The sequence below is a fragment of the Phyllobacterium endophyticum genome, assembly GCF_003010935.1.
In the GTDB taxonomy this organism is placed as follows: Bacteria; Pseudomonadota; Alphaproteobacteria; order Rhizobiales; family Rhizobiaceae; genus Phyllobacterium; species Phyllobacterium endophyticum.
Window position 1 is genome coordinate 501,984 of the sequence record NZ_PGGN01000004.1, and the last position, 13,884, is coordinate 515,867.

The 13,884-nt window shown below is 57.8% G+C and carries 15 protein-coding genes; 9 read left to right on the forward strand and 6 right to left on the reverse strand.

Annotation, left to right across the window (positions count from 1 at the left end; genetic code table 11):
• The first annotated feature begins 93 nt into the window (after positions 1 to 93).
• The 8 genes from CU100_RS20570 to CU100_RS20600 all read left to right on the forward strand — a co-directional run bounded on the left by CU100_RS20570 (position 94) and on the right by CU100_RS20600 (position 6,811).
• Entirely contained in the window at positions 94 to 735 is a 642-nt protein-coding gene (locus CU100_RS20570; protein WP_170113910.1) for a TetR/AcrR family transcriptional regulator, read from the forward strand.
• Positions 732 to 980: a hypothetical protein gene (locus tag CU100_RS26630; protein WP_146141883.1), complete on the forward strand. Its 249-nt coding sequence runs from the start codon at positions 732 to 734 to the stop codon at positions 978 to 980. The genes CU100_RS20570 and CU100_RS26630 overlap by 4 nt, the downstream gene beginning before the upstream one ends.
• Positions 981 to 1,094: 114 nt before the next feature.
• Positions 1,095 to 2,405 (forward strand): ABC transporter substrate-binding protein, encoded by a 1,311-nt coding sequence (locus tag CU100_RS20575; RefSeq protein WP_106718448.1) that lies wholly within the window; start codon positions 1,095 to 1,097, stop codon positions 2,403 to 2,405.
• Positions 2,406 to 2,562: 157 nt separating this feature from the next.
• Positions 2,563 to 3,468, forward strand: a complete 906-nt coding sequence (locus CU100_RS20580; protein ID WP_106718449.1) for a carbohydrate ABC transporter permease — start codon at positions 2,563 to 2,565, stop codon at positions 3,466 to 3,468.
• Position 3,469: 1 nt separating this feature from the next.
• On the forward strand, positions 3,470 to 4,429 hold the full coding sequence (locus tag CU100_RS20585; protein WP_106718450.1) for a carbohydrate ABC transporter permease: 960 nt from the start codon (positions 3,470 to 3,472) through the stop codon (positions 4,427 to 4,429).
• Positions 4,426 to 4,629 (forward strand): hypothetical protein, encoded by a 204-nt coding sequence (locus CU100_RS20590; RefSeq protein WP_106718451.1) that lies wholly within the window; start codon positions 4,426 to 4,428, stop codon positions 4,627 to 4,629. Before CU100_RS20585 ends, CU100_RS20590 begins: the two co-directional genes overlap by 4 nt.
• Positions 4,626 to 5,735, forward strand: coding sequence for an ABC transporter ATP-binding protein (locus CU100_RS20595; RefSeq protein WP_106718452.1), 1,110 nt, complete (start codon positions 4,626 to 4,628; stop codon positions 5,733 to 5,735). The genes CU100_RS20590 and CU100_RS20595 overlap by 4 nt, the downstream gene beginning before the upstream one ends.
• Complete coding sequence (locus CU100_RS20600) at positions 5,735 to 6,811, forward strand: ABC transporter ATP-binding protein (RefSeq protein WP_106718453.1); 1,077 nt, start codon at positions 5,735 to 5,737, stop codon at positions 6,809 to 6,811. The genes CU100_RS20595 and CU100_RS20600 overlap by 1 nt, the downstream gene beginning before the upstream one ends.
• Before the next feature lie 81 nt (positions 6,812 to 6,892).
• Here CU100_RS20600 and CU100_RS20605 read toward each other — a convergent pair whose 3' ends face one another.
• From CU100_RS20605 to CU100_RS20620, 4 genes are read right to left on the reverse strand one after another with little or no spacing between them, the layout of a single operon-like run.
• Positions 6,893 to 7,867 carry an NAD(P)-dependent oxidoreductase gene (locus tag CU100_RS20605; RefSeq protein ID WP_106718454.1) on the reverse strand — a complete coding sequence of 325 codons (975 nt, stop codon included), beginning with the start codon at positions 7,865 to 7,867 and terminating at the stop codon, positions 6,893 to 6,895.
• A 16-nt stretch (positions 7,868 to 7,883) separates the two neighbouring features.
• Positions 7,884 to 8,582 carry a FadR/GntR family transcriptional regulator gene (locus CU100_RS20610; protein WP_106718680.1) on the reverse strand — a complete coding sequence of 233 codons (699 nt, stop codon included), beginning with the start codon at positions 8,580 to 8,582 and terminating at the stop codon, positions 7,884 to 7,886.
• A gap of 2 nt (positions 8,583 to 8,584) precedes the next feature.
• Positions 8,585 to 9,754: a mandelate racemase/muconate lactonizing enzyme family protein gene (locus CU100_RS20615; protein WP_106718455.1), complete on the reverse strand. Its 1,170-nt coding sequence runs from the start codon at positions 9,752 to 9,754 to the stop codon at positions 8,585 to 8,587.
• Positions 9,755 to 9,812: 58 nt separating this feature from the next.
• Positions 9,813 to 10,700: a sugar phosphate isomerase/epimerase family protein gene (locus CU100_RS20620; RefSeq protein ID WP_106718456.1), complete on the reverse strand. Its 888-nt coding sequence runs from the start codon at positions 10,698 to 10,700 to the stop codon at positions 9,813 to 9,815.
• Positions 10,701 to 11,028: 328 nt separating this feature from the next.
• On the opposite strand from CU100_RS20620, the gene CU100_RS20625 reads away from it, so the two are divergent.
• Positions 11,029 to 11,880, forward strand: coding sequence for a sugar phosphate isomerase/epimerase family protein (locus CU100_RS20625; RefSeq protein ID WP_106718457.1), 852 nt, complete (start codon positions 11,029 to 11,031; stop codon positions 11,878 to 11,880).
• Between the two features lie 253 nt (positions 11,881 to 12,133).
• Here CU100_RS20625 and CU100_RS20630 read toward each other — a convergent pair whose 3' ends face one another.
• Both CU100_RS20630 and CU100_RS20635 read right to left on the reverse strand, forming a co-directional pair.
• Complete coding sequence (locus CU100_RS20630; RefSeq protein ID WP_106718458.1) at positions 12,134 to 13,138, reverse strand: dihydroxyacetone kinase subunit DhaK; 1,005 nt, start codon at positions 13,136 to 13,138, stop codon at positions 12,134 to 12,136.
• Between the two features lie 276 nt (positions 13,139 to 13,414).
• Positions 13,415 to 13,825: a hypothetical protein gene (locus CU100_RS20635; RefSeq protein ID WP_106718459.1), complete on the reverse strand. Its 411-nt coding sequence runs from the start codon at positions 13,823 to 13,825 to the stop codon at positions 13,415 to 13,417.
• Positions 13,826 to 13,884: the final 59 nt, after the last annotated feature.

A 13,884-nucleotide genomic window follows, 5' to 3' on the forward strand; every position in this document is an offset into this window, starting at 1 on the left:
CCTCCGCGACGAGGCGAGTCATCACCGCCCTGTCTCCATCCACAGAACTTGGGAAGCTCTTGCAAATTTATGAGACGCGAGTATCATAAAGATATGGAAGTCTCACGTCAACCGAACGAAACCGCCAGAACCGCCGAGCGAGGCCCACGCGCCCGCACGCGAAAACTGATGCTCGACACCGCCACCCGGCTTATGCAATCGGGCATCACGCCCTCGATAAGCGAAGTCGCCGAGGCTGCCGAAGTGTCGCGCGCAACGGCCTACCGCTATTTTCCCAGCCAAGCGGCGCTCGTGCATGCGGTTGTGGACGAGGCTTTGGGTCCAATACTCGACTGGTCGTCCGACAGTCCGGATGCACGTACCCGCGTCACCGATCTGCTAGCGACGGCGATGCCGCGTATCGACGAGTTCGAAGCCACATTCAAAGCGGCGTTAAAACTATCGCTGGACCAATGGGCACAGCGCCAAGCTGGCACGCTCGGCAACGAGCCGCTGTTCACGCGTGGCCACCGTATTGATCTCCTGAGGTGCGCTACTGCGCCTTTGCAGGGAACCGTGCCGCCTGAGGCCCGGGAGCGGCTCGCACAGGCGCTCTCCCTTGTGTTCGGCGTGGAGGTGCTGATCGTGCTGAAGGATATCTGGGGCCTGTCATCCGATCGGGCGCATTCGGTTGCCGTTTGGGCCGCCAATGCGCTCGTCCAAGCGGCGGTCCGCGAGGCGGGAGGCCAGGGATGAAATTTACAATTCAATGCGATTTAGCAATGTGTGGTTGGACCAGTTTGATTGATGCGCGTTGGATCCGTTGTGCGGATCGGCCAGGGCTCAACAGCCTGTGCGACAGGAAATGCGCAGATATATCCGCTATTGTCCGCTACATCGGTCACTTTAAAGAACAGTTCTGGCGCAAGCTTCGTCAGAAGTCGCTCTTGACGACATTGTCATTTGGTAATACCAGATTAACGAACTGGCATCCGACTTGAGATCTTAAATGGCGCAAAGGTCGGGAGGACCCGGCGCACAACGGAACCCATGAGGAAATCAGATCGGGAGGCCCGCAACAAAGCGGGAAACGTGCATAAATGGGAGGAAACGTTATGCGCAAAACTATAACCGGTCTTCTGGCCGGTGTCGGATTGATGTGGGCCTGCGGAACGTCTGCACAAGCCCAGGAACTGACAATCTTCTGGGCCGAGTGGGATCCGGCAAACTATCTCCAGGAGCTCGTAAACGAATACGAGGCTCAGACCGGTGTGAAGGTTACGGTGGAGACCACGCCGTGGGCCGACTTCCAGACCAAGGCCTTTACTGAGTTCAACTCCAAGGGTTCAGCCTACGACATGGTGGTTGGCGACAGCCAGTGGATCGGTGCAGCGTCAGAATCCGGACATTACGTCGATCTAACCGACTTCTTCAACAAGCATAAGCTGACAGAAGTCATGGCGCCTGCAACGGTGAAATATTACTCCGAATACCCATCAAACTCGGGAAAGTACTGGTCGATTCCGGCTGAAGGCGATGCTGTCGGCTGGTCCTATCGCAAGGACTGGTTCGAAGACCCAAAGGAGATGCAGGCCTTCAAGGCGAAGTACGGCTATGATCTGGCCCCGCCCAAGACTTGGGCGGAAATGCGCGACATTGCCGAATTCTTTCACCGCCCTGACGAAAAGCGGTACGGTATCGCGATCTATACCGACAACTCCTATGACGGTCTCGTAATGGGTGTCGAGAACGCGATATTCTCTTATGGAGGCGAGCTCGGTGACTATCAGAGCTACAAGGTTGACGGCATCGTCAATTCGGAGAAGAACGTCAAGGCGCTCGAAATGTATCGAGAGCTCTACGGCTTTACGCCTCCGGGCTGGGCCAAGACCTTCTTCGTCGAAAACAACCAGGCGATCACCGAAAACCTGGCGGCGATGAGCATGAACTACTTCGCTTTCTTCCCGGCCCTGGTGAATGAGGCATCCAACCCTAACGCCAAGGTCACCGGCTTTTTTGCCAATCCGGCAGGTCCAAACGGCGATCAATTCGCGGCGCTTGGCGGTCAGGGCATCTCGGTCGTTTCCTACTCGGACAACCAGGAAGAGGCCATGAAATTCCTCGAATGGTTTATCAAGGACGAGACACAGAAGCGCTGGGCTGAACTCGGGGGCTACACGGCAAGCGCAAAGGTGCTTGAATCGCCCGAATTCCAGAACGCTACACCCTATAACAAGGCCTTCTACGAGACAATGTTCAAGGTGAAGGACTTCTGGGCGACGCCTGAATATGCCGAACTGCTGATACAGATGAACCAGCGCATCTATCCCTTCGTTACCGCCGGACAAGGCACTGCGAAGGACGCGCTCGACGCGCTGGCAGCAGACTGGAATGCGACGTTCGCGAAGTACGGACGCAACAAATAACACGTGGGTTCCTGTGGAGGGGGCCCTGCTCCCTCCCTTTATTCTGCATGCCCGCGCTGAAAAGTGCGGTTCGAGCGGGCACGGCGCCCGACATTAACTTCGCGCATCGTGATGCTCATTCTGGCATCCGGCGCCGAACTCTCGAAGGAGGAGAGTATTGGCTACCGCAGTCATGACATCGCTCGACACGAAATCGCCTGCTGCATCCCGCGGCATGAGCGACATCCGGATCCGCAATCTATTCATTATCCCGACGATCCTGTTCTTGATTGTCTTCAACATCTTTCCGCTGATCTACTCTCTCGGCTATTCCTTTACCGATTTCCGCGCATCCTCCAACGCGCCAGCCAATTTCGTCGGCTTGCGCAATTATCGAGAGCTGCTGAACGATCCCTTCATTTGGGCGAATTTCGCCATTACGGCCAAATACGTGATCATCTCGGTGAGCGGCCAGGTGATCGTCGGTTTTGGCACGGCGATGCTGCTCAACCGCGACATACCACTCAAGGGCCTACTGACGACATTGCTGCTGCTGCCGATGATGCTTTCCATGGCGGTCGTCGGCCTCTTTTGGAAACTGCTCTATGATCCCTCTTTCGGCATCATCAACTATGCGCTCGGACTGGGTTCATTCGAGTGGCTGTCCAATCCGGACATGGCGCTCTATGCTGTTGCAATCACGGACATCTGGATGTGGTCGCCATTCGTAATGCTGCTATCGCTCGCGGGCCTTTCGGCCGTGCCAAAGCATCTTTACGAGGCAGCTGCGATCGACCGGGCGGGGCCATTCTACACCTTCTTCCGCATCACACTGCCGCTTGTGGCGCCGATCCTGATGATCGCCATCATCTTTCGCACTATGGAAGCCTTCAAGACCTTCGATCTCGCCTACATTCTGACGAGCCAACCGACGACGGAAGTGATCTCGATCCGGCTCTACAAGATGGCGTTCCAGGAATGGCAAACGGGGCGCTCGTGCGCACTCGCCTACATCGTCCTCATCATGGTGCTCGCCATAACCAATATCTACGTCAAGTACCTTAACAAGGTGAAGGAGCGCTGAGATGGCTGCCGTCCAAACCCGCTCCGAACGTGCGCTGAACCGCGTCGCGATTACCGCCGTGCTGGTCATCACGCTCATTTTCCTGGCGCCGATCTACTGGATCACTTCGACGGCCTTCAAGCCGCGCAATCTCGCCACCACCATTCCGCCAACCGTGCTCTTCCAGCCGGAAATCTCGCCCTTCGTGAAGCTCTTCACCAAGCGTTCGCAACTGCGCACAGCGCCAACGCCAGAAGAATATTCCGCCGCGCCCTGGTGGGAGCGCATGGTATTCGACGGCGGTGAGAAGATTGTCCGTTCCGGCCGCGGTGAGGTGCAGCCGTCTGGCTACCCGAGCCGTTTCATGAATTCGCTGATCGTCGCCATCACGTCCACTGTACTGGCCGTTGGCATGGGAACCTTTACGGCTTACGGCTTCTCGCGTTTCAAGGTAAAAGGCGAAGCCGACCTTCTCTTCTTCATCCTATCGACGCGCATGCTGCCGCCCGTCGTTGTGGCAATCCCGATGTTCCTCATGTATCGCGCCGTCGGCTTAAACGATACCCATTGGGGCCTCATCATCCTCTACACCGCCTTCAACCTTTCCTTCTCAGTCTGGTTGATGAAGGGCTTCATCGACGAGATTCCTAAGGAATACGAGGAGGCGGCCCTCGTTGACGGTTACACGCGCATGCAAGCCTTCTTCAAGATTGTCATCCCGGAAGCGGCCACCGGCATTGCCGCCACGGCAGTCTTTTGCTTCATCACGGCTTGGAACGAATATGCTTTCGCGCTGATCATGACGAACCGACGGGCGCAGACTGCCCCGCCTTTCATTCCGAGCCAGGTCGGCTCCGGCCTACCGGACTGGACGGTGATTGCCGCTGGCACCTTCCTCTTCCTGCTACCGGTCGCCATCTTCACCTTCCTGCTCAGGAATCATCTCCTGCGCGGCATGAGCTTTGGAGCCATCCGCAAATGACCTTCCGCGCTCTGAACCAGAAATACCTGGAGCCCGGGTCGCAGTACCTGATGATCTTCGGCATCATCGCGTTGTGCCAACCCTGGAACCTGTTGCTCCATCGCTATGGGCTGACTTTAACGCTCATCGGACTGATCGCCTTCATGGTAGCGACCAAGATTCCGCGGCCGGAGCAACGAGCCGAAGGCAGTGAGTCATGACGCAGATCGAACTTCGTGGAATTCATAAATATTTCGGTGCGGTCAAGGTAATCAAGGACCTCAATCTTGCTATCGCAGACAATGAATTTATCGTGCTGCTTGGTCAATCCGGATGCGGCAAGACGACGACGCTACGCGCTGTTGCCGGGCTCGAGACCATTGATGAAGGCGACATCCTGATCGATGGCCAGCCCGTGCAACATATCAAGGCATCCGACCGGGACATCGCCATGGTGTTCCAGTCTTTCTCGCTCTATCCGCACATGACGGTCTACGAGAATATCGCTTTTCCGCTCCGCGCTACCCGGATGAGCCGGAATGATGTCGACAGGTCCGTGCGTGAGATCGCCGGCGTGCTGCGCATTACGGGCATGCTGGGTCGCAAACCTTCGGCCTTGTCAGGCGGCGATATGCAGCGCGTGGCGATCGGCCGTGCGCTTGTGCGGCGTCCGAAAGCTATGCTGATGGACGAGCCAATAGGCGCGCTTGATGCGAAATTACGCGAAGAAATGCGGGCGGAAATCAAACGCCTGCATACCAAACAAGGCTCGACCACTATTTATGTCACCCACGACCAGGTGGAGGCCATGTCGCTCGCAGATCGCATCGTCATCATGCACGAGGGCATACTTCAGCAGGTGGGTACGCCGGAAGAGGTCTACTCGCGGCCCGCCAACATCTTTGTCGCCCAGTTCGTTGGAAGCCCGGTGATGAACATGGTCGACGCAGATGTCAGCGAGACAGGAGGCCGTGCAAGCGTGCAGGTCGGCGGTGAGGCAAACGGCTTCGAGTTCCCGGCCACACTTGTCAACCGTCTTTCGGACGCGAATGCCGAGAGCGGCAAGCTGACGCTCGGCGTACGGCCAGAGGGCGTTCTCATCTCGCGCGAGGCCCGCGAAGGCTTTATGCCGGTCAAGGCACATATTATCGAACCCCTCGGTTCGCACGATATTGTCGACCTGAGAGTTGGCGACCAGATGATCAGAGCCCGTACCAAGAGCGGGTTCGTGACCGGTCCGGGCGAGTCTGTCTGGGCACGCATCGACCCCGCTCAAGCGCATTTCTTCAACACGGCGACTGGCTCGTCGCTCGGGATCATACTCTGATGGCGCATATCGAACTCAAGGGCATTACCAAGAATTTCGGCGACCACACAGCGCTGCAGAACATGAATCTCGACATCGCCGACGGCGAGTTCTTCGTGCTGCTCGGCCAGACCGGCGCTGGCAAGACGACGACACTTCGCTTGATCGCAGGTCTCGAAAAGCCGACGGCAGGGCAGATATTCATCGACGGGCGGGACGTCGCGAGCTGGGGCGCCGCCGAGCGCGACGTAGCCTTGGTGCTTCAGCAGTATTCGCTTTATCCGCGCTATACTGTGCGGGAGAACCTGGAATTTCCGTTGAAATCGCCTATTCGCCGCGTTGAACCCGCCGAGATCAAGGAACGCGTCGACCGGGTTGCAAGAACGTTGCGGATCGAGCACCTGCTCGATCGCAAGACGGACCGGCTGTCAGGTGGGGAAATGCAGCGCGTTTCGATTGGCCGGGCGATCGTGCGCAAGCCGCGCGTCTTTTTGATGGACGAACCACTTTCCGCGCTAGACGCGAAACTGCGCGAGGCGCTGCGCACCGAGCTGAAAAACCTGCAGATGAATCTCGGTGCCACCTTCCTGTTCGTCACACACGACCAGATCGAGGCCATGTCGATGGGCGACAAGATCGGCGTCCTGAACAACGGCAATCTCGTACAGACGGGCACACCGCATGAAATCTACAACAACCCGGTCAACACGTTCGTCGCCGGCTCGGTCGGTTCGCCACCGATGAACCTGATCGACGGTACGATTGCCGGCGGCGAAGCAGTATCGGATGATGGATACCGCCTTCCCTTCGCAAACGGTCACGCAATCGTGACGGATGGACGTCCCCTAACCTTCGGCATCCGACCCGAAGACCTGCAACTCGAAAGCGGAGGTGCTGGTAAGGCGACGGTGCATGATGTCGAGAATCACGGCGTCGCCAAGATTGTCACGCTGCGCACAGGCGAGAAGTTCATCCGAGCGACGGTACCGGCGCAGGCGGTGCTGCGTATCGAGGAGAAGGTTCGTTTTTCGTGGAATCCAGAGAAGGTCGTTCTCTTCGACAGCCGGACCGGCGTCAGCCTGAGGCACGCCAGTTGACCCGTCTGACCGGGAAGGAGATTGGCGGTCACAGTGTCCGATGAAGTCGACATCTTTTTTACTTGTTGTCATCGCCCGAAACTAAGCAGGAAAGCGGCGGCGATAGTGTTCGACTGCTTCCGGATTGCGTAAATTGACGGGCAATTCGCCCTTCAAGACCCGTACGACTTCGCTTGCCGCACCCGTTCCCATACGCATCATGCTCTCTTGCGTAAGACCGGCTATATGCGGAGTGATGATAACATTGTCGAAGCTGAAATACGGATGGCCTAGCGGCAGCGGCTGCGTTGTGAAAACGTCGAGCGCAGCTCCGCGGATGCGGCCCTCACGCAGTGCCTCGATCAGCGCCGCGTCATCGATCACTGGACCGCGCGAAACGTTGACCAGAATGCTGTCGCGCTTCATCCGGCCAATGCGACGGTCATTAAGCAGACCGGTTGTCTCCGGCGTCAGTGGACAGCAGAGCACAAGAATATCGGCGGTCGCGACCAAATCGTCCAATGGCAGGAAACGCGCACCATCCGGTACGCCTTCTGCGAGCCTGCTCGTGGCGACCACCTCCAGATTGAAACCGAACTTTGCGATCCGGAAAATCGCCTGGCCGACATTGCCCATGCCAACGATGCCGATTGTACGGCCGCCAAGGTCCCCAGCCTCGTCCGATTGGCTGCGCCCGGTGGCCCAGCCCCCCTGCCGCAATTCCCGGTCCATCACGCGGAAGCGTCTTAACAGTGCAAGTGTCACGAGAAAGACATGCTCGGCGACCGTCGAGGCATTGACGGCAGGTACATTGGCGACAAGCACGCCGGCGCGGGTCGCCGCATCCATCGGCACCATGTCGAGTCCGGCGCCATGGCGGATGGCAGCGCGAAGGACTGGTGCATCGTGGAAAAAGGCCGGTGGGATGGGCGCGCGCACTATGACGATGCCGGCGCCGTGACCTTCTCGCAGCAACGTTTCTCCATCGGGGGCAGAGGCGACGCGCAGTTCGCCCGCGGCCTTAAGCATGGCCTCGGCGGCGGAATGCAGCGGATGTGTGGAAAAGATGAAGCTCATTGGCTCTCTCTGCTGCTCACGCATAGGCGGCGGCTGTCGCCGCCCCGCCGATGAGACCCTTCCAATAACTTTCCGCACCCTGAAGATGCGCGTTCATAAGTGCCTGGGCGAGATTGCCGTCGCGGGCAAGCAGCGCCTCGTAAATGCGGATATGTTCCTCATGCGAGCGGCGGCTGCGGGCGCTCTCACTAAAATAAATCGGCAGACGCTGCTCGCCCATCATGTAGTAGACACTGCAAACGCGATAAAAGACGCTATTCTTGGTGGCCCGGACGATCTCCAGATGGAAATCCCGGTCCTCGCGCGCCAGTCCCTCGCCCGCGGCCAGCCTCTTCTCGGACGCGGTCAGTATCTCGCGCAGGCGCTGGTAGTTCTCCTCGGTCGCCCGCAGGCAGGCGAGTTCCGCGGCCCTGATCTCGTGGATCTTGCGAAGCTCCACCGTCTCGTAAATTAGAATCGGATCAAGCGGCACCCCAGCGCGGGCAAAAAGTGCCATGGCGTCTACGCTTACTTCCGTGGTCGTCAGGTAGATCCCTGACTTGGCGCGGCGCTCGACGATACGCATCGCTTCGAGGATCGCCAGCGCCTCGCGTATTTGGCCGCGGCTGACGCCGAAATGCTCCGCAAGCTCCCGCTCGGAAGGGGTACGGCCGTTGCCGCTTGAATTTGAAAACAGATATGCGGCGAGATCCGCGAGGAGGGAATTTTCTTTCATCATCACTGTCTTTGTGCGTGAGCCTCCAAGAACCGCTGATTGATCGTGAAGCCGAGGCCGGGTTTATCGGGAATCTCTATCATACCGTCTTTGACCGACACAGTATCCTCGACAAGATCATGAATCATTGGATTCGCGCCCAACGAATATTCGACCACGAAGCTCGACGGAGAAGCCGCGCACAGGTGCAGGCCCGAGAAGAAACATGGCGCACCGGCCCATAGATGTGGCGCGAACCGAAGGTTGAAGGCACTGGCGAGCGAACTGATCCGCATGGCCTCTGTGATTCCACCGCAGAACGCCGGATCGGGCTGGAATATATCGGCGGCCCGTAACATGGCAAGATCCCGGAATGCAAAACGCGTCGCCTCGCTCTCGCCCGCGGCGATCGGCACGTTGCCCGCCGCTCGCACCTCCGCCATGCCCTGCTTGTCGTCCGCGATCACCGGTTCCTCAAACCAGGCGAGGTCGCAATCCGCGACCATCTGGATGAAGCGCTTGGCCTCGGCCACCGTATAAGTACCATGTGCATCTACCATAAGGTCAACGTCCGGGCCGATTGCCTCGCGAGCCGCCCGCACCCGCGAAGCCGAGACATGCGGCGCATGGTCCATCGCGCCGACGCGCATTTTGACCGACTTGAAGCCGCCTGCCGCTATATAGGACCGTAGCTGATCGCCAATCCGTTCCGAGCTCTCCCAGCCGCCTGAGGCATAGGCGGGTAACCTGTCCGCTTTGCGACCACCCAGAAGCTTCCAAATAGGAACGTCAAGCGACTTGCCGAGAATGTCCCACAACGCTATGTCGACAGCGCTGATCGCAGCGACGGACAGGCCGCGCCGTGAGATCTCCGGCATGGCGTGACCCGAGATCGCCGCCATCTCATGGCGTACGCCATTGTAAAGCATTTCCCATATGGCGGAGATGTCGGCAGGATCACGGCCGATGATCTTTGGCCCCACCTCGTAATTGAGCATATGCACCAGCGTGCCGTAGGTGCCTGCACTGCCGGCGGCATTCTTGCCCTCTCCCCAGCCGACGATGCCGTCGTTCGTTTCGATACGCACGATAGCGGCGTCGAAGGTCGTCAGCCGCCCGAAGTCGCTGCGGTGCTGGCGGCTCGTCTGGATGGGGATCTTCACCCACCAGGCTTCTACGGTCTTGATGCGCATGTGTCGGGTCCCCTGCCCTTACGCCCCGCGGGCCGCCGGGCATGTGCCACTCCGTTCATTACTTGATCAGCGGCAGGATCGTCTCGGCAGTGATCCGCATCTGATCGTCGTAGAACTTCTCGGTGAGAAGGCTCGAGCCGTGGTCCTGAATGAACTTCAATTGCTCCGGCGGGATGTCGACTGGGTTACGCTCCACCATGTCGGGATATTTCGCTGCCGGCGTGCGGTCAACAGGTGCGACAAATTCGTTCGTCACCGCGCCGTCGTAGCCGATCTCCTTCAACGTCGCGATGATTTTCGGCCAATCAAGTTGACCGAGCCCGGCGGCAAAGCGGGTGTTGTCGGCAATATGGAAGTCGAAAAGGCGTTTCCCAGTAAGCCGTATCGCCTCATACATGTCATCTTCCTCGATGTTAAGGTGGAAGGCATCGAGGCAAACACCGCAATTGGGGCTGACGGCATCGGCAAGCGCCAACGCCTGGGCGGCACGATTGAAGAAATAGGTTTCGAAACGGTTGAGCGGCTCAACCGCAATGCGCACGCCCTTCTTTTGGGCATGGGAAAAACACTCTTTGGTGGCATCAACCACCCACTTCCACTCTTCTTCCTCCGTCCCATCTGGAACTACCTTGCCAACAGTTGCCGGCACGAGTGTGACGATCTCACCATCGAGTTCACTGACCATCGAGATGACGCTCTTGACGTAGTCCACTGACTTTGCGCGCTGGCCCTCGTCCTTGGCGGCAAGGTTGCGTTCGCCAAGCGTAAGTGTGACGGCGCCCCAGCAACGGATGCCGTACTCTTTGAGCAGAGCGCGGGTCTCCTTGACGTCGTACTGTGCCGGCTCTCCGGATATCTCGATGCTCTCGTAGCCATACTTCTTTATGCGTTTTAACGTAACGGCGAGCGGTTCTGCCCGCATCCAGTTATGTGTCGAAAGATGCATGGGTCCTCCCAGACTGTTGCAACTCGCTCGACCGCCAGCGGTCGGCCAATAGTGAATTCGTCATTGGCCAGCTCCGCCTCGCTCTGGAAATCTGGTTTGGCCAATTGGTGGTTATTTGAAGCTCTAGCGCAATTTCTAACCCGCGGCAAGATGGGGAGAGAAATGGCAATGCGGTCAGTTGCACCGTGAATTGACGCCTGTGTTGTTGATCTTTGTCCAAGAGGCTAGAGAAAAGTCTCTGCGAATTGGATTGACCAGCTCGTCGATTTGGTATTACCAGTTCAGGGCAAATCAGAATACTGGGTCGGCGCGTTCTAGGGGTGAAATCATGAAGGTCGGAATGTGCATGTTCCTGTGGACGACGAATGTCAGCTCCAAGCATGAGGCATTGTTGCGCGACATCAAGGCCACCGGATTTGACGGTGTCGAGATTCCAGTCTTTTCGGGCACAAGCGATGACTATCGCAAACTGGCGTCCCTTCTAGACTTAATCGGCCTGGAACGCACCGCCGTTTCTGCGATGGGCGACCCCTCGATGAACCTGATAGCGCCCGACGTAGCGTCACGCAGACGCGGGATCGACTACATGAAATGGGCAATTGACTGCAGCAATGCGCTAGGCGCCACGACGCTGAGCGGACCGCTGCATTCGACGCTCGGCCAATTCTCCGGAAGCGGGCCGAGCCCCGCGGAACTCAAGCGCTCGGTCTCCTCGCAACGTACCATTGGTGATTATGCGGCAAAACACGGTGTCACGATCGGACTTGAGGCGTTGAACCGCTTCGAATGTTACCTGTTCAACACGATGGACGCACTCGCGGCTCACATCGATGCTGTGGGACATCCGAATATCCGCGCCATGTACGACACCTTTCATAGCAATATCGAGGAGGCCGACCCCATCGGCGCCTTCATGCGAAATAGCGACCGTATCGTTCATGTCCATATCTCGGAGAACGACCGCGGCGTGCCAGGACGTGGCAACATTCCCTGGGCGGAAACATTCCAAGCGCTGCGCGCAAGCGGCTATGACGGCTGGCTGACGATCGAGGCCTTCGGTCGGGCGCTCAAGGAGCTTGCCGCCGCGACAAAAGTCTGGCGCGATTTTTCCGAGACGCCGGAAGCGGTCTATCGGGAAGGCTACCGCCACATTCGCGATGGATGGCAAGCGGCCGCATGAACCAGACCGCAGCCACTTTCTTTTCAAAGTTGAAGGTTGCCAGGAAACTGCCGCAGGAGCCTCTTGAGATGCGGAAGCAGCCGAATAGGCAACGTTCTTTGGTTTAGCGAGCTGTCCCTGGCAGCGAGCGAGGGTGCGCCTCCGCCATGGCAATTTTCTCAAAAGACGCGTCATGGCAGGCACGATCAATTCAGCGCGTAGCACTTAGGACAAGAGCCTGCTGGTAAAGGTCGCACAAACTCCAATGCAGTGCTCAGTGCTTCGCGCAACCCCACTGCAACACGGCTGTCGAAATAGGATCGTCCCAAAAACGCAGCCCTTTCTCGTCAAACATTGACAACGTCACGGAGAGACCGGCCATATCGAGCGAGGTCACGTAAGTTCCCACCAGTGATCTCGCTACGCTGATGCCTCTGGCTTCAAACAGCCGACGGACAATATTGTAAATGAGATAGAGTTCTGGCGTCGGCGTACCTCCGAATCCGTTTACCATAATCAACGCACGGTCGGAGTTCTGCAGCTCTATGTCCGCAAGAATGTTATCGCAGATCATGCGAGCGATAGTGTTGGCATCGACCAGTTTCTGCCTGGAATGCCCCGGTTCGCCGTGTATCCCGACTCCGACTTCCATCTCGTCCGGATTCAGCACAAAGGTGGACCGGGCAGTGTCAGGAACGGTAACGCCACCAAGCGCCACGCCCATCGTGCGAATCCGCTTGTTCAAACGGTCACCAAGTGCCTTCAATCCAACCAAGTCCATACCAGCCTCAGCAGCCGCACCGAGAATCTTCTCCACGACGAGAGTACCGGCGACGCCCCTCCTGCCGGAGCTTCGCCCCGCGCCTTGCACCGCGATTTCGTCGCTTACAACGACTGTTTCGGTACGATGCCGCCCCGTCACCGCCTCCGCAGCCATTTCGAAGTTCATCAAGTCCCCGTCATAATTCTTCACGATCAGCAAACATCCCGCTCCCGTGTCCGTCTCTTCGACGGCGGCAATAATCTGGTAAGGCGTCGGAGAGGTAAAGATATGACCGGTACAGGCCGCATCCAGCATGCCTGGTCCCACGAAGCCAACATGCATTGGCTCATGACCCGCTCCTCCGCCCGATATGACCGCAACTTTTCCCGGCGTAAGATGCCGCCGCCTGACGAACTTACGGGCCGAGCCGAACATAACCAGACGATCGTGGGCCAGAACGAAACCTTCGAGGCTTTCGGCAACCATGGACTCGGCCTTGTTCATGAATTTCTTCATCATGCCCCTCCACCGGCATCGAATTGTTCAAGCATCGCGCGAGCGGTCATGACCAAGCCATTCTGAGATGATACCAGGATCATGACTAACGATCTCGTCGAATTGTAGAGAGCGTCTGCCGGGTTGCAAGGATCAAAGACGATGCTGCCCATGTGTAGGCAATATCGTCCGCATGTTGAGAGTGCTCCAACGTTGGAGCTTGAACAGAGTACAAGACCTTCCCTCCTGTCCTCGTCTATTTCTGGCATTTCGCCCCTATCAAACTTGGCCCCTGCCCTAGTCTGAATTTCCTAAAAGTGTTGCGATCTTTTGGACAAAATCTGTGATCGCTTCATCCATCAGTCGATTTTTCTTTTCGTCTCCAAGGTCCGGAACTATTAGGGACAGCGATCTCAGTCCGTCGGAACCGCCGGACTCGGGCAATTTTCCCGGATGCGCGGCATCATAGGCCGCCACAAACTCTTCCTGCTCGGTTGGACTAAAGTGACAAACTCTAAAAATCGTCGCCAGATGGCGGGCAGGCAATGGTGTGGAATAAGTTGGGCTTGTAATCTGGGTAACAAAACTGCGGTGTTTGCCCAGCGCCACAGCAAGGCGCTGTCGGGTACCTGAGGGGCGATTGTCGATGATCTGAGCCAGAATAGTTTTGTAGGCCACGACGGGATCTTCAGTGACTTCCCGTGTCATGCCAATTCTCCACCAGGCGGCGAGCAGTGGGCTACGCTAAACTCCAATCCTGTAGGGGC